Here is a 23,822-nt window from a genome sequence, read left to right as displayed (position 1 = left end):
TGGTCTATAAGAGAAATTTTAAAAAAATAGAAAGATAAGTATTAAATTATTTTAATACTTATTCTAAATCGCTATAACCGTCTGGATAGCGTAATTGGTCACTGTGTGTTCTAAGGAGATATATTTCATCTCCGTCGTATTCTCCACCATGAATTGTACCGAAGTCATCGTAGTAGACGTCTAATTCTTCATCATAGTATAATTGGGCAACATACTGTTTTGTTGGGTCGTATGTAGTAGATTCGGAACTTTCACTTGATGAAGAATCTACATTATTATATTTTACAGTATTTGCAGTAGCATTACTTTCGGTTTCTTGTTGGAGCTCTGTTGTAGTGTTTTTGTCTGAAGATTGTTTTTCAATAGTTATTGTTTGTTTAGCACTACATGGGTTGTGTTTGGCATCTCCAGCAAAGTCAACGGTCACATCATAACTTCCAGCTTCTTCACCGTTTATTACTAAATATCCTTTACCTTGACTGTCAGTTACAATAGAATAAGTTTCATTTTTTCCATCATGTAAATATGAAATTTTTACTGGGGCAGCGACAATAGCCGCACCTGTTGCGTCTTTAAGTTCAAATTGTACAGTATCTCCGTTCTTTATTGTACTTTCACTTAAAAAGTGTAATTGTGTATTTAATTTACCATCTGTAGTTGTTGGTTGTGGTTGTAATACAAAAAAGCCAACAATAGCAATGATGATAATGATTAAATTGCTATAATTATATTTTTATTCATTATTTACCACCTGTATTTATAAATTTGTATACTTTACCTGTATATTGTTTTTTAAAATTTTTGAAACATTTTAAATATTTTTAAGGACATATATTAAATCAATAGGAGACAATATTATGAAGGTTTTAGTAGTTGGAACTGGTGCTCGTGAACATGCTATTGCTGATGCACTTAAAGATGATGTTGAATTATACTGCTACATGAGTAAAATAAACCCTGGAATGTCTAAAATTGCCGAATTCAAGCAAGGTGATGAAGGGGAAGTTGAAAAGGTAGCGGAATATGCAGTTGAAAAAGGCATTGATATTGCATTTATTGGTCCTGAAGCTCCACTTGGAAAAGGTATTGTGGATGAGCTTCAAAAGAATGGAATCAAATGTGTTGGACCAACTCAAAGTGCAGCAAGAATTGAAACTGACAAATCATTCATGAGAAAGCTATTCGAAGATTATGAAATTGAAGGATCTCTTGTTTATAAAGTATTCGATAACTCTGCTGATGTTTCTGCATTTTTAGATGAATTTGATAAGGATGTTGTAGTTAAACCTGTAGGTTTGACTGGCGGAAAAGGAGTTAAAATTGTAGGCGACCACTTAAAAGACAATGAAGAAGCAAAAGAATACTCCTGTGAAGTCATAGATAATGTAATGGGTGGATTTGCACAAGTAATCATTGAAGAAAGACTGATAGGTGAAGAGTTTACAATCCAAGCATTTTGTGATGGTGAACACTTAGCCCCAATGCCTGCAGCACAAGACCATCCTCATGCTTTTGAAGGGGACGTAGGTGCAATTACTGGAGGTATGGGATCATATTCCGATGTTGGTGGATTATTACCATTTTTAACTCAGGAAGATTATGATAAAGCTGTAGAAATTATGAAAGCTACATTAAAAGCTATTGCTGAAGAAGCAGAGCCATACAAAGGTATTTTATACGGCCAATTCATGTTGACTGCTGATGGCCCTAGATTAATCGAGTATAATGCAAGGTTCGGTGATCCTGAAGCGATGAATGTTTTGCCGTTACTTGAAACCCCATTAGTGGAAGTTTGCCAATCTATTGTAGACGGTACCTTAGATACTGTAGAATTCACTGATAAGGCTAGTGTGTGCAAATACATTGTGCCTGACGGATACCCAGAAACCCAGTATGCCGGAGAATTAATTGAAGTGGATGAAGAAGCCATTGAAGATTTGGGCGCTAAAGTATTTTATGCTGCTGTAAGCCAGGAGGAAGATGGAATTCACTTGTCCGGTTCAAGGGCATTAGGTATTGTAGCAAGCGGTAATTCTATTGAAGAGGCTGAAAAAATAGCTGAAAAAGCATGTGAATTTGTTAAAGGTAATGTTTACCACAGAAGCGATGTCGGTACAACTGAACTTGTTAACAAACGTGTTGAACACATGAAAGAAATTTTAAACTAAATTTCTTTTTTTCTTTTTTTATTTTAATTATTCATTCAATACTCAAAATAGTAATTTTATCTTATTTTATTTATTTGAAGATTTTAAAAGTTTTATTAATTCATAGAATTTGTCAAATTAAGCTATTTTGCATATTCATCATATAGATTCCTATTATTTCAACAATTGGAATGTAGGATTTAGAATGGAATTATAGAAACATTTAATATATATATTTTACAAATATCTTTTTTTATACTATTTAAAGGGGAATTTGTATGGATAGTTTGTTATCAATAACAGACATTAAAGATGATGTAAGTTATATTTTAGATTTGGCCTGTAAAATCAAAGCCGGAGAAATGGAAGAAAAACCTTTGGAAGGTAAAACATTAGCAATGATTTTTCAAAAATCATCAACCAGAACCAGGGTTTCTTTTGATGTTGGAATGTATCAGTTAGGTGGAAGAGCAATCTTTTTATCTTCAAATGATCTTCAAATGGGAAGGGGAGAGCCTATTTATGATACAGCAAAAGTCTTAAGCCGTTTTGTTGATGGAATAATGATTCGTGCAATCAAGCATGAAGACGTTGTCGAGTTGGCTGAACATGCGGAAGTGCCTGTAATTAGCGGATTGACTGATTTGGAACATCCTTGTCAGGCATTGGCTGATGTACTTACAATTAAGGAACATTTCGGATCTTTTGAAAATAAGAAAATCTGTTTCGTCGGCGATGGAAATAATGTATGTAATTCCCTTTTATTAATCGCTCCATTGCTTGGAATGGATATGTCTGTTGCTTGTCCTAAGGGTTATGAACCTTCAGAAGAAATTTTGAAGACAGCCCTCGAATATGCAAAAGAAAACAATACGGAAATTGTCGTCAGTGATGATATTGGTGTAGCTTTAGAGAATGTCGATGTTGTATACACTGATGTTTGGGTAAGTATGGGAGATGAAGCTGAAGCAAAACAAAGAAAATTAGACTTTGCTCCTTTCCAAGTAAATTCAGATTTAATGAGTCTGGCCAATGAGGGAGCTATCTTTATGCATTGCTTGCCTGCAGTCAGGGGTCAAGAAGTAACATCTGAAGTTATTGACGGTCCGCAGTCAGTAATTTTCGATGAAGCTGAAAACAGAATGCATGCCCAAAAGGCAGTATTGTATTACTTTATGAAAGATTAAATTCTACTGTCTAATATACAGTAGATTTTACAATAATTTTAAACACCAAAATACTATTATTTTTAAAAATATTATTAGACCAATTCCACCTATAAAACCTGTTGCAAATCTTAGGTTGTTATTGCTTGTTCTTAATTCAAACAGCTGTGTAAATCCGTCAACAGCTGTCGGAATTAAAAGAATTATGGATAAGATAAATAAATTTAAACTGTATTCCACACCATAAAAATAATTGTAAACTAAAAAAACAGCCAAACCAGTATAAAATCCTGTGCATCTTGCACAAACGGGAAATTGATGGCCCTTAATAAAAAAGCTTCTTTCTGGTTTTCTATGACAAATATATTTTGTTGGATTCATTTTTCATCAACACAAAATAATGACTTTAAGATAATTTTATATATTTATCTAATCATAAATTATTAGTATAATATATAAAAAGGTTTTTAAAATGAGAGGCGGAGAAGCGATAATTGAATCCCTTAAGAATATGGGGGTAAAAACAATATTTGGTTATCCTGGCGGACAAACCATACCATTCTATGACATGTTATATGATTCAGACATGGATCATATATTAGTTAGACACGAACAATGCGCAGCTCATGCAGCAGATGGATATGCAAGAGCTTCAGGTCGTGTAGGGGTGTGTGTGGCAACTTCAGGTCCGGGAGCAACAAATTTTGTAACTGGTATTGCTACTGCATATATGGATTCTTCTCCAATTGTAGCTATTACAGGACAAGTTCCAACTCATTTGATTGGTAATGACGCATTCCAAGAAGCGGATATTATTGGAATTACAATGCCTATTACTAAGCACAGTTATCAACCAAAAAATCCAGACCTGATACCTTCTATGGTCAAATCTAGTTTTGAAATAGCTAAAACTGGAAGGCCAGGCCCCGTTTTAATTGATGTGCCAAAAGAAGTTCAGGAAGGAGAACTTACAAATTTTGATGATTCATTAATAGATACTCCAGGTTATAACCCTACAATCAAAGGTAATATTAGACAAATTAAAAAAGCACGTGATTTGATAAGGCAAGCTAAAAAGCCATTGATTTTGGCTGGTGCCGGTGTTATCATATCCAATGCATGCTGTGAGTTAAATAAACTCGCAAAAACAATCAATGCTCCGGTAATGACTTCACTTTTAGGAAAAGGTGCTTTTGACGAAACAGATGATTTGGCTTTAGGGATGCTCGGTATGCATGGTAGAAAAGTATCAAACGATTCAATTAATGAGTCTGACTTATTAATAGCTATTGGTATAAGATTCTCTGATAGGACAACCGGTAGATTAGACAGTTTTGCACCTGATACAAAAATTATTCACATTGATATTGACCCTGCAGAAATTGGTAAAAATGTAGATATTGATTTGCCAATTGTAGGTGATGCTCGCAATATTTTATCATCATTAAATAAAGTTTTAGATGGTTATAAAGCTTCTGATGATGTAAATAAGTGGACAGAAATGATTAAGCAAAGAAAACAAGATTTGCTTCCAAGAGTAACTTATGATGATGTACCACTTAAACCTCAAACTGTAATAAAAGAAATTTCAGAGGTTTTGACTCCGGAATCTATTTTAACAACTGATGTTGGTCAAAATCAGATGTGGGCAGCTCATTTCTATGACACTCAAAAGCCACGCAAATTCATTTCCTCAGGTGGTCTTGGAACCATGGGATTCGGATTCCCATCAGCTATTGGTGCTAAAGTTGCATGTCCTGATAATCCAGTCGTATCAATAAACGGTGACGGGGGCTTTTTGATGGTTTGTCAGGAACTGGCTACTGTCCATGAATATGACATACCTGTTATTGCGGTTGTTCTAGAAAACAGGACCTTAGGAATGGTATATCAATGGCAAAGCTTGTTATATAATGAAAGACATTCTCAAACCTTGCTAGGCAACAGTCCGGACTTCGTTAAATTGGCTGAAAGTTTTGGAGTAAACGCTGTTAGAATTACCAAGCCTGGTGAAACTAAAGAAGCATTGGCTTCTGCAATTAAGGATAATGAACCAATTTTATTAAATGTTGTTGTTGATTCTGAAGAGGCATTGCCTATGCTTCCTCCTGGAGCCGGAATCAATGAAATGATTGGTGAGTATAAACTCGAAAAGGATGTGATTTAAATGGATTTGGAATACCATATTATTTCCACATTGGTTGAAGATAAACCTGGTGTTTTGCAAAAAGTGGCAGGATTGTTTAATAGAAGAGGATTTAACATTGACAGTATCACTGTTGGAAATTCAGAAGTGGAAGGCCAATCCCGTATGGTTATATCAGTCCATGCAGATAAGAAGGGTTTAGAGCAAGTCACAAAACAACTAAACAAATTAGTTGATGTTATCAAGATTAAAGATATCACTAAAAATGCCGTCAAAAGGGAATTATGCCTTGTAAAGGTAAATATTCCTAATGAAAAGGCAAGAGCTGAAATAATGCAATATTCTAATATTTTCAGAGCAAAAATTCTTGATGTTACAGAAGAAACATTATTAATTGAGTTAACTGGAGATAAGCAAAAGATTAATGCATTCATATCTTTATTAGAAAATTACGGTATTAAAAGAATTGCACGTACTGGTCTTACAGCTATGTCAAGGGGAGTATAAAAATGACAATATTACAAAACGTTTTAGAAGATAATAAGAAGTTTGTTGAAAATTTTGAAGGCGAAGAAATGTCTCACCATGCTCAAAAAAAGTTAGCTATTCTAACTTGTATGGATTGCAGATTAATTGACTTTTTCGAACCTGCCTTAGGCCTTGAAAGAGGGGATGCAAAAATTGTTAGAAATGCTGGAAACTCAATTGTCGGTGAAGACGCAATCAGATCAATCGGTGCTGCTCTTTATAACTTAGGTTGTGAAGAAGTATTGGTTGTAGGTCACACAGAATGTGGTATGGCAGGTGCTGATGCTGATGCCTTAAAAGAAAAAATGCTTGCTCGTGGCATTGCCGAAGAGGATATTGCAAAATATGATTTGGCTGAATGGATTGGCGGGTTTGACGACGAAGAAGAAAACGTTAAAAACGTCGTTGAAAAAATTAAAAATCACCCATTAATTCCAGATGTACCGGTTCACGGTCTTATAATTGACATTGTGACAGGTGAGTTGAAAGTTTTAGTAGATGGTTACTAATCATCTATTTTTATTTTATTTTTTTTAGGTACTTTTATTAATATAAAAGGCAATAAGTATATATTGATATTTATTTAGATATCTATTAATTTTATTAATTAACTAAAAAATCAAAGAGATGATTTTAAATGAAAATGTATTACGATGCAGATGTAAATACTGATGCTCTTGAAGGAAAAACCATTGCTGTAATAGGATATGGTTCTCAAGGAAGAGCACAATCTAGAAACATGGCTGATAGTGGAGCCGATGTTATTGTTGGTGTAAGAGAAAACGGAAGTTCTTGGAATTTAGTTCAAGAAGATGGCATGACTGTAAAAACCATAGAAGATGCCGCTAAAGAAGCAGACATCATTCACATTTTACTCCCTGATGAAATCCAAGAAAAAGTATACAACGAACAAATTGCACCTTATGTTGAAGCTGGAAACACTATTTCATTCTCTCACGGTTACAACATCCACTTTGGTTTAATCAAACCTGGTGAAGATGTAAATATTGTAATGTTCGCTCCAAAAGGACCTGGATCCATGGTAAGAAGAACTTATGAAGAAGGATTCGGTATTCCTGGTCTCGTTGCAGTTGAACAAGATGCAACCGGTGACGCTTTTCAACTTGCATTAGGTATGGCAAAAGCTTGTGGTTTAACTAAAGCAGGTGTTTTAGAAACTACTTTCCAAGAAGAAACTGAAACTGACTTATTCGGAGAACAAACTGTTTTATGCGGTGGTATCACTGAATTAATCAATGCAGGATTCACCACTTTAGTTGAAGCAGGATATCAACCTGAAATTGCTTACTTTGAAACTTGCCACGAAGTAAAACTCATTGTAGACTTAATTTACGAAAAAGGTTTTGCTGGAATGTGGGCTGATGTAAGTAACACTGCTGAATATGGTGGGTTAACCAGAGGTAATAGAATCATTACCCAAGAGGCTAAAGACGGTATGAAAGCAGTTTTAAAAGAAATCCAAGATGGTACTTTCAAAAAACAATGGGCTGAAGAAAACGCTACCGGCGGAGCTAACTTAAAAGAAATGAGAGCTGCTGAAGGTCAGAAAGATATCGAAATTGTTGGTGAAAGACTTAGAAAAACTTGCGGATTACAAAAAGACGATTAAGTCTTTTTAATCCTTCTATTTTTTATTATATTTTTTATAGTGTGGTAAGCATGGTATTTATTGGGATGGACCATGGAACTACTGGAATCTCTTTTTGCATAATGTCTGATGATGGGGACGTTGTTGATGTATTTAAAATCGGAAGGGAGGAAAGTAAAAAAGGTTTAGTGTCTGCTCGTGAAGAGATTACTAAACGCGTCGATTTGGAATCTGTTAAATTAATGGCCATCACTTATGCAATGGGTGATGGAATAAGTAAGATTCTACCGACTAATAAAGTTAAGGACAGGGGCATTTTGTCCATTGGCGGTGCAGGAAAGGTTACCGGCGGTGGAACATCAGTGTTTTCCGAGCTGCAGGATTTAAATATTCCATCTGTCATGATTCCGGGTCTTCATAAGGATTCCACTTCATTAAATGAACTGTTTAGAGCAGCATACTCTCACCAGGCCAGTCCAGAAAAGGTAAGCATTTCATATAATGCTATCAAGGAAACCGGATGGACCAATTTTATTGTAGCCGACATATCATCTAACAGCGTGGATATTTTAATTGAAGATGGCAAAATAAAAGGCGCAATTGACGCGTGTTTAGGTGCTATGGGCATTGTTCACGGTCCACTTGATTTACAGATGCTTAGGGACATAGATGAAAATAATGCATCTGCCAATGATTGTTTTTCACATGCAGGAGCTATTAAAATTGCAGACATTGACGGTAAAGTCGCAAACATGAAAGATCAGCTTCTGGAAAACTATAGAAACGGTGATGAAAAGGCAATATTAGCTATTGATACTTTAATCATGACTGTTGCTATGGAAATAGCCGGTCTTGATGTGGTATGTGAAAATGAAATTGAGGGCATTGTTTTAACTGGGTCTATAGGAAGCGCTACAGAACCGTTTGACTTTAAAGACGAAATCAATAAATACTTTAAAAATAAGTATCCTTTAAAAGTTATATCTAAAGAATCCGGCGCAATAGGCGCTGCACAAATAGCGATGGATGTTTATAATGGTAAAAAGGAAATCTTAGGAATCGAAGTCGATATCTAAGATTATTTATCTTCTTTTAAACTAATGAAGATGATATTTCCGCCTTTAATGGTTTCAAGGCCATTTTCATTTTCAAGGACTAAATTTAGATAATTGTCAATAGCGATTATTGTTCCTTCTGTTTGATAGTCGCCTCTTAAATCTACAGTTACATATTTATTTTTAAATTGGGCAAATAATTTGTTTACATTATCTTTTTCAAAACTCATTTTTTCAAATCCTTGATTATAATTCTATTTTTATTTTGATGTTTCAACTTTAAATACTTTAATGTTGATAATATATACTATGGCAATCAATCAATTAGAAGAAAATTTAGAAGCAATCACAAGAACAATAGAACAGTTAAAAAAAGACGGATGCACAGATGAAAAGATTCTAAACGACCTCCGCGAAGAAAGAGATAAATTACTTAAAGATTTAAATTTATAAGTATTTTACTCAAACCATCCCTTTAATGAATCCATATTTTTTGTCAAATCTATTTTTAATGGTGTTACTGTAGTTTTATGTTCTTTTCGTAACTCATAACTGTCGCTTCCAGGTCCATCGCCTTCGTATAAATCGCCATTTATCCAGTAATAAGGCTTTCCACGTGGATCCAAGCGTTTGTCAATAACGGGAGTGTACATTCTTTTTCCTAATTTTACAACTTCAAATTCTTCATTTACTGGATTGGCAGGTATATTCACATTCAATAAGTCAATTCCTTCAGGCAATCCCTTTTTTAGCACGATTTTAGTTAATTTTTTAAGCATTTTTCCTGCAAAATCAAAATCTATTTCCACTTCCCCATTTTCGAATTTGATGTCGTCTCTTGCAACTTCCTGAGAAATGGCTATGCTTGGAATACCGAAACTTGCCACTTCAATTGCAGCTCCCAATGTTCCGGATGTTGTCAGTTCGGCCTGACCAAGGTTAAAACCAGTATTTATTCCAGAAATCATGATGTCCGGCTTTTCATCGAGCAGTTCGAATAGCCCTATTGTCACGGCATCAGTCGGTGTCCCGCTTATTCCATATCCGATACTGCCGTCTCTTAAAATATGTTTATTCAATCTTAACGGTTCATAAAGTGTTAATGCATGTCCAATTCCACTTTGCTGTGTTTCAGGTGCCACTATATATGTATCACATAAATCTTCTACTGCTTTTTTGGCAGCAAGAATTCCTGAAGCGGTTACACCATCGTCATTACTTATCAACGCTTTCATATATTTAATTAAGATGTAATCATGTTAAAATAATTTTATGTTTTTTGAGTAATATAAAAAACTTTAATAATAATTTAATGTATAAAATATAATATTAATTTTTAAATGAAAAAACACACTAAGGGTGGAAACTTGGAAAAACCACAACTGATTAATTTTATAGCAAAAGTAATGGAGGACTCTGGTTTCAAGGTTTATAAGAATTTTAAAACCTCGCAAAAAGTCATAGATATTTATGCAGTCTTGCCAACAACAATTGGGGATTTTGGTGTAGTAGTTGCATGTAAAAACTATGAAAAAACTTTTGAAATTGGAGTTGATGTTTTAAAAGAAATGGAAGAAGTAGGGGAAAGCTTAAAAGCATCTAAAGTGACTATTGTTTCTTCATCTTATTTTTCCAATCAAGCAAAGAACTATGCGCTTAGGAAAAATATTAAATTGGTGGACAGGGACAATTTACTTGAGCTTGCTAAGAGATATCAAGATAGGACTTCCCAAACAACTCTTGATAATACTCCTTATGATGGAGGAGCAGCTGCTTATATTGATGAGGAATATCCTGATTATCAATATGATGCCTATGATATGGAATATATAATGCAAAGGAGAAATCAACATCCTTCTATTTATACAAATACATTATATAGGCAGGTTGATGAAGATAGGCACTCTGGATTGTCATCACTTTTGAGCAGGGTAAATAAACCTGCCGGAGGTTCATACCCAACAACATTGTATAATTATAATGCTCCAAGATCAGGTTTCCTTAACCATCCGATAGTTTCTGCAATTATTCATAATCCTATAGGAATGATTTTGCTTGTTGTAATTATTTCATATCTGCTTGCATTAATTGGTGGAAATCTTTTAGGAATGGATGCAGGCATCACCGGATTGGTAGAATTAGTTGTAGCATTAGCTTTATCTTATGGTTTAGCATTATACACTGAAAGAAATAGTGATTTCGTCATTAAAGGAACATTCGTATTCTTTATTTCATTAATAATATTGATTATATTAATTTTTGTTTAAATTAATATAATTCAAATTCAAAACTATTAAAATTAATCCTAAAAGGTATAAAAACCATATCATAATGTCTGTTGGTCCGGTTTCTATCCAAATTACAGTGTGTGTTAAGATAATGGAGTAAATTCCAATTCCTATTCCTTTTTTTAATTTATAGATTAACCCTAAAAATATTCCCATGAACAACATTTGGATTGTAAGGCCGACTAGTCCGAAATCGAGATAAACCGGTCCAAATAATGTTGATGTTAGGCATACTGTGTAGTGAAGCACATATTCACCGATGAATGTTCTTGGACTTCCTGATGAAAAAATCATGCCTAAAATATGGCCATGTGTACTTCCTGCCAATGGAATTATCTTTTCAAATACTTCCAATGTAAAGGCAGCCCTATAAAAGATTAGTTCCAAAGGATTCAGGGTCCAATGTTGGGTGGCGATTGATTGGGATGCAATGTATCCTATTGCCATCACTCCTAAAAAAATCAAGGCTATAAAAGCTATTCCAACCTTTCTAGATATTTTGTCCAAATAATAAAGGGTAATGAATGAGCTTCCAAGAATTCCTAAAACGGATGTCCTATAACCGTTCAGGCCAAAGATTAAAGCCCCCAATAGGACAAGAATCAGATATTTTCTGTCATAGTACTTTGCAAGCAGGATGTTGATCATTATTAAAAACAGAGGATAAGCTATCCTCCAAATGTTGGTGGTTGCATTTGATTTCAGCACACTGTTGAACAGGGGAATGCCTCCAATCAATACCAGATTCAATGTCTGCAAAAGCAAAGCTATTACAACAAGAGCTATTAACAGCCTTTCAGATAAAAAATCAATTTCCTTTGTCTGTTTAAAATCTATTTTGTATTTTACAATTGCCAAACCTATTATGAACACTATGCAGGCAAAGATGACTGTCAAAATAACTTCCAGCTTTAATGGATCCTCAAAACGGTAATTGAATGATCCGATGTATCCCATTACAAGAAATGCAAGTATTGCAACTACAATTATTCCCGGCTGGAAAAAATCAATTTTTTCTATCTTCATTTTAATCCCCAAGTTCTTTTGCTGAAATTGTTAGGTTTCCTCCAAAGTTAGGCATTGCGGCCACATGTGTGTGAACATAGCTTGCAAGGGTGTTTTTTTCCATAAATCCATCCTGCAAATCATAGGATCCGGTACCTCTTGTAATTTTAAAGGCTAACGGATGCTTCAATTCATCCACAATAACTTTTGAATAATGGAATTCATGACCGTGAAATACTTCTCCCTTTTTGGAGATGATGTTATCCTGCTGCACTTCAGCTATTGTGTATTTCAAGGCTTGAACGCGGTCTGTTAAAATCGCTTTGTAAGGATATATATCAACTACCTTATCGTCATGTATTGTGTTCATAAGGTACATCAATCCTCCGCATTCGGCAAAAATAGGTCGGTTTTCAAGATGGAAATCCTTAATTTGGCTTAGCATGGTTTTATTTTCACTCAATTCTTTTGAAAATAATTCTGGATATCCTCCGCCAATGTATAATGCATCTACATCAGGCAGATTTTCATCATTCAATGGTGAGAAATATTCTATTTTAGCGTTGTTGGCCTCCAATGATTCAATATTTTCTTTATAATAGAAGTTGAATACCTCATCGTAGGCTATTCCGATTTTAACTTTTTGATTGTTCAGCTTGTTCCAGATTGGAATGATGTCTGATGTGATTTTTGGAGCTTCTTTTGCTATTTCAACCAATCTGTCCAAATCGATTGAATTTTTAATGACTTCGCTCCATAAATCAATGAACTTTAAGGAATTTTCACGTTCTCTTGCAGGAACAAGTCCCAAATGCCTTTGTTCGATTGAAATATTGTCATCACGTATGATTCCACCAATCACTTCTGTTTTTGTAAGTTCCTCAATGGATTTTTTAGTTTTTTCGTAGTGTGCTTTGTTTTTTACTTTGTTAAGGATGACTCCTGCAATATTTATTTCAGGGTCAAGGGCTTTAAAACCCAATACCAAAGCTGCAGCACTTTTAACTAGGCTTCTTGAGTTAATGATTAATATTACAGGTGCTTTAAGTGCTTTAGCTACAGAAGCAGTGCTTCCAATATCATTGATTGAGTCAATTCCTTCATAAAGTCCCCTAACACCTTCAATAACTGCAATATCCTTATGTTTCATGGCTTTTAGATAAGAATCTCTAATTTGACCTTCCTTCATAAAAAAAGAATCCAAGTTTCTTGAAGTATTTTCAGTTGCTAGGGTGTGGTATGACGGATCGATATAATCCGGTCCAACTTTGAATGGTTGGACATCAAATTTTTCGCTTAAAGCCTTCATTATTCCGGTAGCTATTGTAGTTTTTCCCACGGCACTACCGGTTCCTGCTAAAATAATTCTCATAGTTTACAATTTATATCTGTTATCTTAAATTAATTTTGTTTTTTAAGGTTAATCATTAATTTTCAAAATGGGTATTTTTGCATTATAAAAAATTGAAATTCTTCAATTAATCAATCTACAATTTTAATTTAGCAAGCATTTTAAATTAACTAAATTGTGAATTTTTTGTTAATGTGTAATGAATTTCTTCCAAAAAAATACTATGAATATTATTCATAATTTATTTGAAAAATTGTAGTATATTTATCTAAATTCATTTTGATTTTAATTTTTATAGGATTAATTTAATAAGATATAAATATCTTTTTTAATATATTATTAAGCAACTAGAATATAATATAAGTTGTATATATTTAGTGTGTATTTAGATCAAAATTTTTATTTAGGAGGATTAAAATTGAAGAAATTTAAGTTCAGTGCGCTTTTTTCAATTGTTTTAATTTCTCTTTTAATTATGGGTGCCGTAAGTGCTACGGATACTGATGGAGTAATCGGTATCGATGATGTCGGCGCTGATGATGATGGAATATTAACAATTGATAATCCAGATGAAGTCATCATCGGAGATGACAATTCTGGAGATAATCGTGTTGAAAAGACATTAACTAATTTAGAAGATGATATTCAGGCAGGCAATGATGTAAAGTTGGAAAATGATACTCAAACTTCCGATATTGCAAACGTTGAATCTGATCCAATTTTAGGAATTGATGCTAAACCTGGTACTTTCACTGATTTGCAGGCTCAAATTGAAGAGGCTGCCGGTGGTCGTTTAGTATTGCCTTATAACTTTGCTTATGACCCTGAATATGATGGTGAAAACTTCCCTGATGGTATAATTATTGACAGTAACATGTATATTGTCGGAAGTGGTTATACTATTAGTGGTAGCGATTCTAATAGAATTTTTAAAGTCACAGATAATTCATTTTTACAAATATCAGATGTAACTTTAACTAATGGTGCTGCTGATAATGGTGGTGCCGTATTTGTTGACCAAGGTTCTTCCTTTACTTCTCTTCAAACTACTTTCACCAATAATGTTGCGGTCTATCGTGGTGGAGCAGTCTATTCCGAAGGTTTTGTTGATATTTATTATTCTGTTTTAGATGGAAACGATGTCACTTACCGTGCTCAAAACCAGCTTAATGGTGGGGCGGCAATTTATGTAAAAAACTCTTTCCTTACTCTTTTAGATACTAGAATCATTAACAACGGCAAAAACTTCAAATATAGAACTACTGAAGATGAAGAACGTGATTTGCTTGAAAGTGTTGTAGCTCTTGTTGACAGCAGCGCTACAGTACGCAACTGTTTATTTAAAAACAACTCTGCATGTTATGGTGGCGCATTAAGCATTATCAATCAGGATGATACACTGGACGAGCTAATAGTAACTAACTCCAACTTCACCGATAACAGGGCGTATAACGGTGCAGGTATCAATATAGGAGATAGTGCATTCAATATTGATAAATGTAATTTCATCAATAACCAGGCAATTGGTATCGGCAGTCCGGGTTATGTGTCTGTCGGTGGTGGAGTTGCATTTGATGGCGCCAAATCTGAAGGAAATATAAAAGATTCTAATTTCACAGGCAATGGTGCAAATATCGGTGGTGCAATCTATTCCGGTACTGACGATGCTGAACACACAGCTGTGGTAAGCGGATGCAATTTCAATGATAACACCGCTATTGAACAAGGGGGAGCAATCGTACACGTAGGTTTCCTCAGTGTATCCGATTCCAATTTCTCAGGCAATGAAGCTCCTCAAGGAAATTCAATTTACAACGGAGGAACCCTCTCATTGGATGGCAATGTTATTGAAGATGATTGGGGCATTTACCTAAGTCAGAATGGAAAAATGACTTCTGAAGTTATTATCACAATCAACGATAATCAGACTTATAATCTTCCGGCATTTACTCCATTCACCGTAAATGCGAAAGTAACTGACGATAACGGCAATATAATAAGAACTTATAATGATAAGATAGGAATCTGGTGTGGTCCATCAGTCATTTCTGGTTCTTCTCCTGGAAAACTCACATTCAATGAAGAAACAGGATTATATGAAGCAGATATTGAAATTTTTAAAACAGGTCAAATTTACATGGGTAACACAAGAGCTACTTTCCCATATGCTGATAGTTCTCTTATAACTCAAAAAATCGCTTATGTCACTGTAATTCCTGTAGATAGATTATTGGAAGTAACTTATGAGAATATTACTTATCCAGGCATTGTTACAGTTAATGTAAAGCTTTCCCGTAACGGAACACCTGTAAATCAGGCTGTAAAAATCACTATTGCCGGCGAAACAAAATCCATTACTCCTAAAAATGGAGTGGGCAGCACTACTTTTGAAGGTTTGGCTCCGGGAATTTATGAAATTAAGGCTACCGTAGCAGCAAATGCTCAGTACAATGCTATTGAACAATTATATGAGTTAGCGGTAACACCTATAAAAGGAACTTACACTGATTTGCAATATCAAATAGATAATGCTATTGATGGTGCTTTAAATTTAGCTTATAATTTTACTTATAATACATCTTATGACGGTGATAATTTCCCTGAAGGAGTTGTTATCACTTTTGATTTAACTATCAACGGTAATGGTTATTCTATTTGCGGTAACGATTCATACAGAATATTCAAAGTGATTGAAGGGGTTACTTTGACTTTGAACAATTTAACTATCTGTCACGGTGCAGCCGATGATGGTGCAGGTGTTTATGTTGACGCCGGCGCTACTTTAAATGCTGATCATGTGAAATTTATTTATAATAATGCTACCAATCGTGGTGGTGCAATTTATTCTGAAGGCACCGTTAACATTAACAATTCCCTTTTAGACAGCAATGACATTACTAACAGGGCAATAAATGGAAATGGTGGAGCAGCCATCTTTATGAAAAATGGTGATTTGACTCTTTTAAACAGCAATGTCACTAACAATGTAAAGGATATCGTTGTCCGTAATAATGGAGGCGATTTGATCAGCGCAGCAGTAGAACTTTTGGATTCTAGCGCAACCGTTAAAGGATCATTGTTTAAAAACAACTCCGCATGTTATGGTGGAGCAATAAATGTCAATGGTCAAAATGATGCCGCTACTTTAGATGTTGACTCATGTACTTTCATTGATAACTTTGCATACAATGGTGCAGGTATTGATATAAACTCTGCTACATTTAACGTTAAAAACAGTACCTTTAAAGGCAATGAGGTTAGAGGAACCGGTAGTGCAGGCACTTTAAACAGTTGTGGTGGTGCCATAGCTATGGGTGGTGATAAAACTACTGGTATTATAAATAACTGTACCTTTGAGGAAAACTTTGCTGAGTATACTGGTGGTGCTATTCTTATTGGAAGCGGAATTTCTAATGATGCTCAAATACTAATCAACGATTCCGTATTCATTAAAAATCGTGTTTTAAGTACAACCAACAGAGGCAAAAATCTAGGTGGAGCAATCCGTGATGAACATTATGGAACAATAGTTGCCAATTCCACTTTCAAAGAGAATTATGCAAATTATGAAGGTGGGGCCATCTATTACAATAATCAATACTCTTTAACTGATTCATGTGTTTTCGAAGATAACGAAGCTAATTATATGGGCGGTGCAATTTATTATAATCAGTACAATAATAAAATCAATAACTCCGAATTCTCCAAAAATATTGCAACAACTAACAATGGAGGAGCTATTGCACTTGTTCAAGCTAGGACACTTTCCATTGATAATTCAAAATTCACAGAAAATGAGGCTAACAGTGGTGGAGCTATTTACAATGGAGCACTTACAATCACCAACACTTCATTTACATCTAATGTAGCAAGAAGTACATCTGGTGGAGCTATAAATGCTTATGGTGCATCTACCATTACAGACTCTAATTTCACTTCAAATAGTGCAAAAACTACTGGTGGAGCTATTTGGCTTGGTAATCAAGCTCATACAAATATCAAAAATTCAAAATTCGACATGAATACTGCAGGCAGTAATGGTGGAGCACTTTGGGCAAATGCAAATGTTGGCATGGTCTATTCTAACTTCACTTCAAATAAGGCAGTTGCAAACGGTGGAGCTATATACACACAAAAAGCTCTAAACATTGATAATGGAGTATTTGATGAAAACTCCGCTAAGTTAGGTGGAGCCATCTATGATAACGGTAATTTAATCCTTACAGATTCCACTTTAACAGGTAACAATGCAACTCAAGGTGCAGCAGTTTACATTGTCAAAGCTAAGCAAGCCACTATTTCCATTTCTGAATTTACAGACAACAAATGCAATGAAAATAGTCATTCCATTTATAATGATGGAACTTTAGCTTTATCCAGAAATACAATATCAAACGCAATATACAACAACTTGGGAACCATTACTACCCAGACATACACTGTTGTACTTAACAATGAAACCAAAGTCGTATCCGATGCTCCGGTAACTATCGATGTGGTTGTTCTAGATGACAACAACAACAAGATTACAGGTTTCGATACTTTCAATATGACAGTATTGATCGATGCTGTTGGTTATAAAACCAATGCGACATTATCTGACGAATATGTCTATGAAGTAGCATTTACTCCTGAAGCTTTAGGTAACTATTTAGTAAGTGCCAATTATAGTGGAATCACTGGTTTAACAAACAATGTCCTTAAAACTGGAATTTTAAGAAACATTAAAGGTACTTTCACCGATTTAGCTGGAAAGATTACGGATGCAATCTTATATCATGATGGCGTGTTGAACTTAACTTATGACTTTGCATACACTCCTGAGATTGATGAGGTTTATATTGAGGGCATAGTTATTCAAGGAACTTCATTATTAACAGTCAATGGTAATAATCATACTATAAGCGGTAGTAATTTATCTGGAATTTTCAATATTCAGCTTGAAAATGTCGCAACATTCAATAATGTTACATTTGCAAACGCTTATGCTGGTGCTGTTTTGACTACTTCTAAATTAATTATTAATAACTGTGCATTCATCAACAATACCGATTACTATGATGGTGGCTATGACGAGGGAGGTGCTATAAGTAGTTTCACCGGTGAACTTGTAATAACTGATAGCGTATTCATTAATAATACTGCTAGAGATGGTGGTGCAATAGATGTAGAAGGTGCTAATGTTACACTGACTAACTGTGTATTCACTGACAATAAAGCTGTTGGAGACGGTATTGATTCCGGTACTGGTGGTGCTATCAGCGCTGGTAATGAGGAGCAAACACTTACTGTGAATAATTGTGTATTTACTAACAATATTGCATCTACTAGCGCAGTTTCTCCTGAGTATGCTCCTAAAGGTGGTGCTATCAGTTCAAGTGGTCATGTTATTATAAATAATTCTAACTTCACCAACAACAGTGCTGATTATGGTGGTGCTATAGAATTTGCATTTGCATCTGCGGAGATATCCAATTCCAATTTCACTGATAACACTGCTGTTTATCGTGGTGGTGCAATCTATTCTGAAAGTACTTTAAATGTTGACCATTGCGTATTTGATAAGAATGATATTACTTTCCGTACTAGAAATGATGATAATGGTGGAGCTGCTATTTACAACTTGAATGGTACTTTAACTATTAATAACACTAACATTACCAACAGCGTTAAGGATATTGTCATCCGTAACGGCAATGCTGGTGACTTGCTTGTCGGTGTTGTTGTAACTTCTGGTGACACTTTAATTAATAACTCTTACTTCGCTAACAACACTGGTTCCTGGGGTGGAGCTATAAGCTCTCTTGGATATATGAATAATAATCCTTACACCTTAACTGTTGAAAACACCAAGTTTGAGGGTAACAACGCTACTTTCGGTGGTGCAATATTTGTTGAGTCATCTGAGTTAGTTGTTGATAATTGTACTTTTGAAAACAACAAGGGTGTTGGTGTTGGAAGTTCTGGTACTTCTAATACTCAAGGTGGAGCAATTGTGGTATTCCCTAGTGGTGCTAAGGCTAGTATTACTAATTCTACTTTCATTGCTAACTCTGCTAATACTGGTGGTGCTGTAAGTTTTGCTGGTGTTGATCAGGATTCATTGATTGACAATTGTACTTTCACTGACAACACTGCTAGTGATGGTGGTGCTGTATACCTTTGGACTGGTGGAGATGCTGTTGTAACTGTTAAAGATTCAGACTTTAGTGGTAATACTGCCGAATGGGGTAATGCTATTTCAAACGATGGTAAATTAGCTTTATCCAATAACACAATCAGTTCAACAAGCGCGGACATTGGTGATTATTATGGTGTTATTGTTTCTGAGATTAATGTTGTTGTTTTAAATAATATGACTGTGGACTTTATTGATGAAGTTTTAATCACTGCTAAAGTAACAGATGATAACAATAACTTAATTAAGGATATCAACTTCGACTTTGACATTAATGGAACCATTGTACATGCTGTATTTAACAGTACTTCAGGTTTATACCAAGGAACCTACACCAATGATGTTTTAGGTGTTTATGTTGCTAACATGACTTATCCTGTTGAGGAAAACTTAATCGTTAAAACTGCAACTTTAAGAAACATTAAAGGTACTTTCACTGATTTGGCTGGAAAAATTCTAGATGCTATCGCAAATCATGATGGCGTGTTGAACTTAACTTATGACTTTGCTTATTATGCGGAATTCGATCATGAATACATTTATGCTATACCAATCAATAGTACATTGACAATCAACGGTAATAATCACACCATAAACGGTAGTGTTGTGTCAAGAATTTTCCAAGTTAATGCTGCTGATGGTGTAGTAACTTTCAATAACATTACATTTGCAGATTCTATGTGCGCTATTCGTACTTTCACAGAATTAAGCATTAATGATTGTACTTTCATCAATAATGATAATAAATATACAACTATCGGTTGGGGTGCTATAAGTAGTGATGGTGGTAATCTTACCATAACCCGCAGCACATTTGATAACAATACTGGATTTGCGGGTGGTGCAATCAATATTGATAATGCAAACCTTACTGTAACCGATTCTGTATTCACTAACAATACCGCTAGTGGAAATCAACTCGATGGCGGTGAAGGTGGTGCTATCTGGATAGGTCATGGTAGTATCAATATTGATAATTGTGTATTCACTGACAATGTTGCTATGAATTCTGAAGAAGATGGAGGCTCTGCTGGCGCTATCTCTGCAGGCATAGATACTGTTATAACTAATTCCAAATTCATTAACAATAGTGCTCATGAAGGTGGTGCAATATATGTTGTATTTGGACCTTTAGAAATATTTAATTCCACTTTCACTGATAACACCGCTGAATCTACTGGAATTATTTATAATCTTCAAAGTATTACAAATATCTATGATTGTACATTCAATGGCAATAAGGCTGGTGATGGCAGTACCATTTATAGCACTGATGAGACTGTATTAAGTTTATTCAATAACACCATATCATCCACTAAAGCAGAAATAGTAAGTGGCGGTACAATCAATTCCACAATTAATATTATTGTTTTAGGCAACACTACTGTTCCTGCTAGAATAGGTGAGAAAGTAGTAATTACTGCTAAAGTCACAGACGATAACGGTAACTTGATTAACGACGATAAATTCCAAATAGTTGTTGATGGAGTGGCTTTATCCACAGTTTATAATGCCGAAACAGCATTGTATGAAGCCAACTACACTGTTGAAATTGGAGGTCAAAAAATTGTCAACATGACTTATGCAACTACCGACAATTTAGTAACCTACATCGGTATTCTGGATGTTCCTAAAGGAAACGCTACTTTAATCGTAACAGTAGATGACATTCTTCAGGGTGAAAATGCAACCGTAACTGTTGAATTATATGGTTTAAACAATGTGAAATTAAATGAAACATTCACAGTAATTGTAAATAACACAGAATACAATGTAACCACTGTTAACGGTACTGCTACATTCAATGTAACTGATTTACCGGCAGGACTATACAGTGCTGTTGCAATATTCTCCAATCAAAATTACAACAAAGTGATTAATTCAACCATATTTGCAGTTAAAGCGGAAACAGTCTTAACAATCAATGTTGAAAACATTGCTTATGGCGAAGATGCTATAATTGAAGCTACATTAACCGATAAAGCGGGCAACAATGTAACTGATGTTGTAGTTGCTGTAACTATTGACGGAAAAACTTATAATATTGCAATTGAAAATGGTAAAGGATCAGCAAATGTAACTGGATTGGCTGTGGGTGATAATTATAACGCTTCTGCAGTATTTGAAGGCGACATTAATTATGGTGCTTCAAATGCCAGTGACTTATTCAATGTATCCAAAGCTGCTGCATCCATTAGTGCTGACGTTCCTAGTGAAGCTTTAGAAGGAGATAATGTCACTGTAACAGTGACTGTTGATCCTAGTGATGCAACTGGTGAAATAAAAGTTTATGTTGATGGCAAAGAATATGGAACTTTCAATGTTGGCGATGAAATCATTATTGAAGATTTGACCAACGGCACTCATATTGTCGGTGTACAATATACCGGTGACGATAACTATAATGCTTCAGAGATCATGAATTACAGTATTAGAGTTAAAGTCAACCTTACAGAAAGTGATGTGCGCCGCTTAGGTTCCATTGGCCCATACGGTACAAATTCCAGCGTAATAATGGAAATTTTCTATGAGGATGCAACAGGTAATGTTACTGTCATAGTTGATGGCGTACCATATACTGGAGTTCTTGATGATGGTGAAGTTCTTATAATGCTTCCTGTCTTGGATGTTGGCGATTATGACAATCTACCATTCATTTACTCAGGTGATGACAAATACACTGGAGTAAATACATATGTAGGCGTATTCGTTTTACCAATCGATACTGAAGTCGTCGTTACTCCATCAGAAAACAACAAAGTCGGTGATGTTGCTAACGTTACCGTAACTGTTGTGCCTAAATTTGGTGATTCTGATGTGACCGTCTATATCGATAAGGACAATAATACAATTGAAAAAGCAAATGATGCTGCAAGCGTTGTGCCTGAATATCCTACAGGCAGTGTGACCATTGTAATTGATGGAATAGCATATGATCCGCTAGACCTTGTAAACGGCACTGTAACAATGCCGGTTTCTGGATTGGCTGTGGGCAATCATACAGTTTCTGCATATTACGAGGGTGATGAGATATTCGCAGAATCTGTTGGCAATAATACTTTAGAAGTTACTAAAGCTGAACCAAACATGAACGTTAGTGTTGAAGTGGGCACTGTTCTTGATGATGTAAACGTCACTGTTGATGTTCCTGACGATGCAACAGGCTATGTTTTAATCAAGGTTGATGATAAGCCAGCTAATTTTGCTGAAATTGAAAATGGTGTTGCTAAAGCAGCCATTTCCGATTTAAGTCCAGGTCCACATAATGTAACTGTCACTTATTTAGGTGATGACAACTATTCCAATGAAACCTGTTCCACTTCTTTAAACATGGAAAAAGCTCCAACCAACACAACTATCAACGTAACTGTGGATGGATTCGATGTTGAAATTACAGTAAATGTTAATTCCACTGAAGTTGTTGATGGCGGAAGTGTAACTCTAACATTCAATAATAAAAACAGTACAGCTACTGTAGTTGATGGCGTTGCAGTATTTAAATTTAAGAATTTAGATGCTAAAACCTATTCAATTGTCGCTTCTTACGAAGGAAATAACAAATTCCTGCCAAGCAATGCTACAGGAAGTGTCAAATTAGTAAGAATAGCTAGTTACATCAAACCGGTATATAAACCATTTATCTTCAATTATGGTCAGTTATATAAATTCAGATTGGTTGATAAAGAGGGTAATGGTATCGCCGGCAGGACTATTGAATTCAGTGTGCACAGTAAGGTCTATTACGTAAAAACCGGAAAAGACGGATGGGGACAAATCCAACTTACTACAGAAATGCTTATACATGCAGATAAGATTTTCTCACGTCTTATCTTTAGAGGAGATTCCCAATATAGGCCTTCCACCTATGCTGTCTGGTTCAATGCGATGAAAGAGCCATCAAAATTTGTCGATGTAAAACCAATCAAAGCATCTTATAAAGTCAGTGAAAGCAAGAAGCAGATCACTGCTACTTTAAAAGACAGTAAAGATAAAGGTATCGGCGGAAAACAGGTCTCTATCAATATTGGTGGTAAAACCATTACTGCCAAGACCAACAGCAATGGTGTCGTAATATTCAATGTCGGCAGTGTGAAATTCAATGTCGGCAGCAATGCGTTCACTCTCCTCTTTGAGGACGTGAACTACAAAAAGGCATCCTATTGGGGCACAATAAACATTGTAAAAGATTAAATTTTAAAAAAGTGGGGGAATTATTTTATTATCCCCATTTTTCTTGTTTTTTTATTTTTAGTGTTAAAACATAATTTTAATAGCATAGCTTTTTTTATTTCACTAAAAAACACCTATTATTAAAAATTTCAAATCTGATTTTTCAAGCAACTATATTT

Annotated in this window: 16 protein-coding genes; 10 read left to right on the top strand and 6 right to left on the bottom strand. The window is 35.0% G+C overall.

The features are described 5' to 3' along the window. Positions 1-58 precede the first annotated feature (58 nt). Positions 59-427, bottom strand: coding sequence for a hypothetical protein (locus Q0W25_RS00340; RefSeq protein ID WP_298517450.1), 369 nt, complete (start codon positions 425-427; stop codon positions 59-61). Between the two features lie 430 nt (positions 428-857). Between Q0W25_RS00340 and purD the strand changes: the two genes are divergently transcribed. After that, positions 858-2,168, top strand: coding sequence for a phosphoribosylamine--glycine ligase (gene purD, locus Q0W25_RS00335; protein ID WP_297826042.1), 1,311 nt, complete (start codon positions 858-860; stop codon positions 2,166-2,168). Positions 2,169-2,425: 257 nt separating this feature from the next. Beyond that, positions 2,426-3,334: an ornithine carbamoyltransferase gene (gene argF, locus Q0W25_RS00330; RefSeq protein WP_297826039.1), complete on the top strand. Its 909-nt coding sequence runs from the start codon at positions 2,426-2,428 to the stop codon at positions 3,332-3,334. Positions 3,335-3,361: 27 nt separating this feature from the next. Here argF and Q0W25_RS00325 read toward each other — a convergent pair whose 3' ends face one another. Next, the gene (locus Q0W25_RS00325; RefSeq protein ID WP_297826037.1) at positions 3,362-3,694 is read right to left on the bottom strand and encodes a DUF2085 domain-containing protein; all 333 of its coding nucleotides are present in this window, start codon (positions 3,692-3,694) and stop codon (positions 3,362-3,364) included. 91 nt (positions 3,695-3,785) lie between these two features. Between Q0W25_RS00325 and Q0W25_RS00320 the strand changes: the two genes are divergently transcribed. The 5 genes from Q0W25_RS00320 to Q0W25_RS00300 all read left to right on the top strand — a co-directional run bounded on the left by Q0W25_RS00320 (position 3,786) and on the right by Q0W25_RS00300 (position 8,672). Beyond that, positions 3,786-5,480 (top strand): acetolactate synthase large subunit, encoded by a 1,695-nt coding sequence (locus tag Q0W25_RS00320; protein ID WP_298517446.1) that lies wholly within the window; start codon positions 3,786-3,788, stop codon positions 5,478-5,480. Further along, on the top strand, positions 5,481-5,966 hold the full coding sequence (gene ilvN, locus Q0W25_RS00315) for an acetolactate synthase small subunit (protein ID WP_297826033.1): 486 nt from the start codon (positions 5,481-5,483) through the stop codon (positions 5,964-5,966). Between the two features lie 2 nt (positions 5,967-5,968). Continuing rightward, positions 5,969-6,496, top strand: a complete 528-nt coding sequence (locus Q0W25_RS00310; protein WP_297826032.1) for a carbonic anhydrase — start codon at positions 5,969-5,971, stop codon at positions 6,494-6,496. Positions 6,497-6,624: 128 nt separating this feature from the next. Then, positions 6,625-7,617, top strand: coding sequence for a ketol-acid reductoisomerase (ilvC, locus tag Q0W25_RS00305; protein ID WP_298517442.1), 993 nt, complete (start codon positions 6,625-6,627; stop codon positions 7,615-7,617). Between the two features lie 50 nt (positions 7,618-7,667). Further along, positions 7,668-8,672 carry a methanogenesis marker 12 protein gene (locus Q0W25_RS00300; RefSeq protein WP_298517439.1) on the top strand — a complete coding sequence of 335 codons (1,005 nt, stop codon included), beginning with the start codon at positions 7,668-7,670 and terminating at the stop codon, positions 8,670-8,672. Between the two features lie 2 nt (positions 8,673-8,674). Here Q0W25_RS00300 and Q0W25_RS00295 read toward each other — a convergent pair whose 3' ends face one another. Then, on the bottom strand, positions 8,675-8,881 hold the full coding sequence (locus tag Q0W25_RS00295) for an LSM domain-containing protein (protein WP_297826026.1): 207 nt from the start codon (positions 8,879-8,881) through the stop codon (positions 8,675-8,677). A gap of 79 nt (positions 8,882-8,960) precedes the next feature. Here Q0W25_RS00295 and Q0W25_RS00290 point away from each other — a divergent pair, with 79 nt between their 5' ends. Continuing rightward, positions 8,961-9,104 (top strand): hypothetical protein, encoded by a 144-nt coding sequence (locus tag Q0W25_RS00290; RefSeq protein ID WP_297826023.1) that lies wholly within the window; start codon positions 8,961-8,963, stop codon positions 9,102-9,104. A gap of 5 nt (positions 9,105-9,109) precedes the next feature. Here the strand turns inward: Q0W25_RS00290 and surE are convergent, their stop codons facing one another. Continuing rightward, positions 9,110-9,886: a 5'/3'-nucleotidase SurE gene (gene surE / locus Q0W25_RS00285; RefSeq protein ID WP_298517435.1), complete on the bottom strand. Its 777-nt coding sequence runs from the start codon at positions 9,884-9,886 to the stop codon at positions 9,110-9,112. A 132-nt stretch (positions 9,887-10,018) separates the two neighbouring features. Between surE and Q0W25_RS00280 the strand changes: the two genes are divergently transcribed. Next, a complete protein-coding gene (locus tag Q0W25_RS00280; protein WP_298517432.1) occupies positions 10,019-10,918 on the top strand; it encodes a restriction endonuclease in 900 nt (299 codons plus the stop codon). On the opposite strand, the gene Q0W25_RS00275 is transcribed toward Q0W25_RS00280, so the two are convergent. After that, complete coding sequence (locus Q0W25_RS00275) at positions 10,904-11,965, bottom strand: oligosaccharide repeat unit polymerase family protein (RefSeq protein ID WP_298517429.1); 1,062 nt, start codon at positions 11,963-11,965, stop codon at positions 10,904-10,906. The two genes, Q0W25_RS00280 and Q0W25_RS00275, sit on opposite strands and share 15 nt — an antisense overlap. A gap of 1 nt (position 11,966) precedes the next feature. Next, complete coding sequence (cfbB, locus tag Q0W25_RS00270) at positions 11,967-13,316, bottom strand: Ni-sirohydrochlorin a,c-diamide synthase (RefSeq protein ID WP_298517426.1); 1,350 nt, start codon at positions 13,314-13,316, stop codon at positions 11,967-11,969. 397 nt (positions 13,317-13,713) lie between these two features. Between cfbB and Q0W25_RS00265 the strand changes: the two genes are divergently transcribed. Next, positions 13,714-23,664: an Ig-like domain repeat protein gene (locus tag Q0W25_RS00265; protein WP_298517423.1), complete on the top strand. Its 9,951-nt coding sequence runs from the start codon at positions 13,714-13,716 to the stop codon at positions 23,662-23,664. The last annotated feature ends 158 nt before the right edge of the window (positions 23,665-23,822 follow it).

Source organism: uncultured Methanobrevibacter sp. (assembly GCF_947166415.1).
Classification (GTDB): Archaea; Methanobacteriota; Methanobacteria; order Methanobacteriales; family Methanobacteriaceae; genus Methanocatella.
This window is presented reverse-complemented; position numbering and strand designations above follow the sequence as displayed.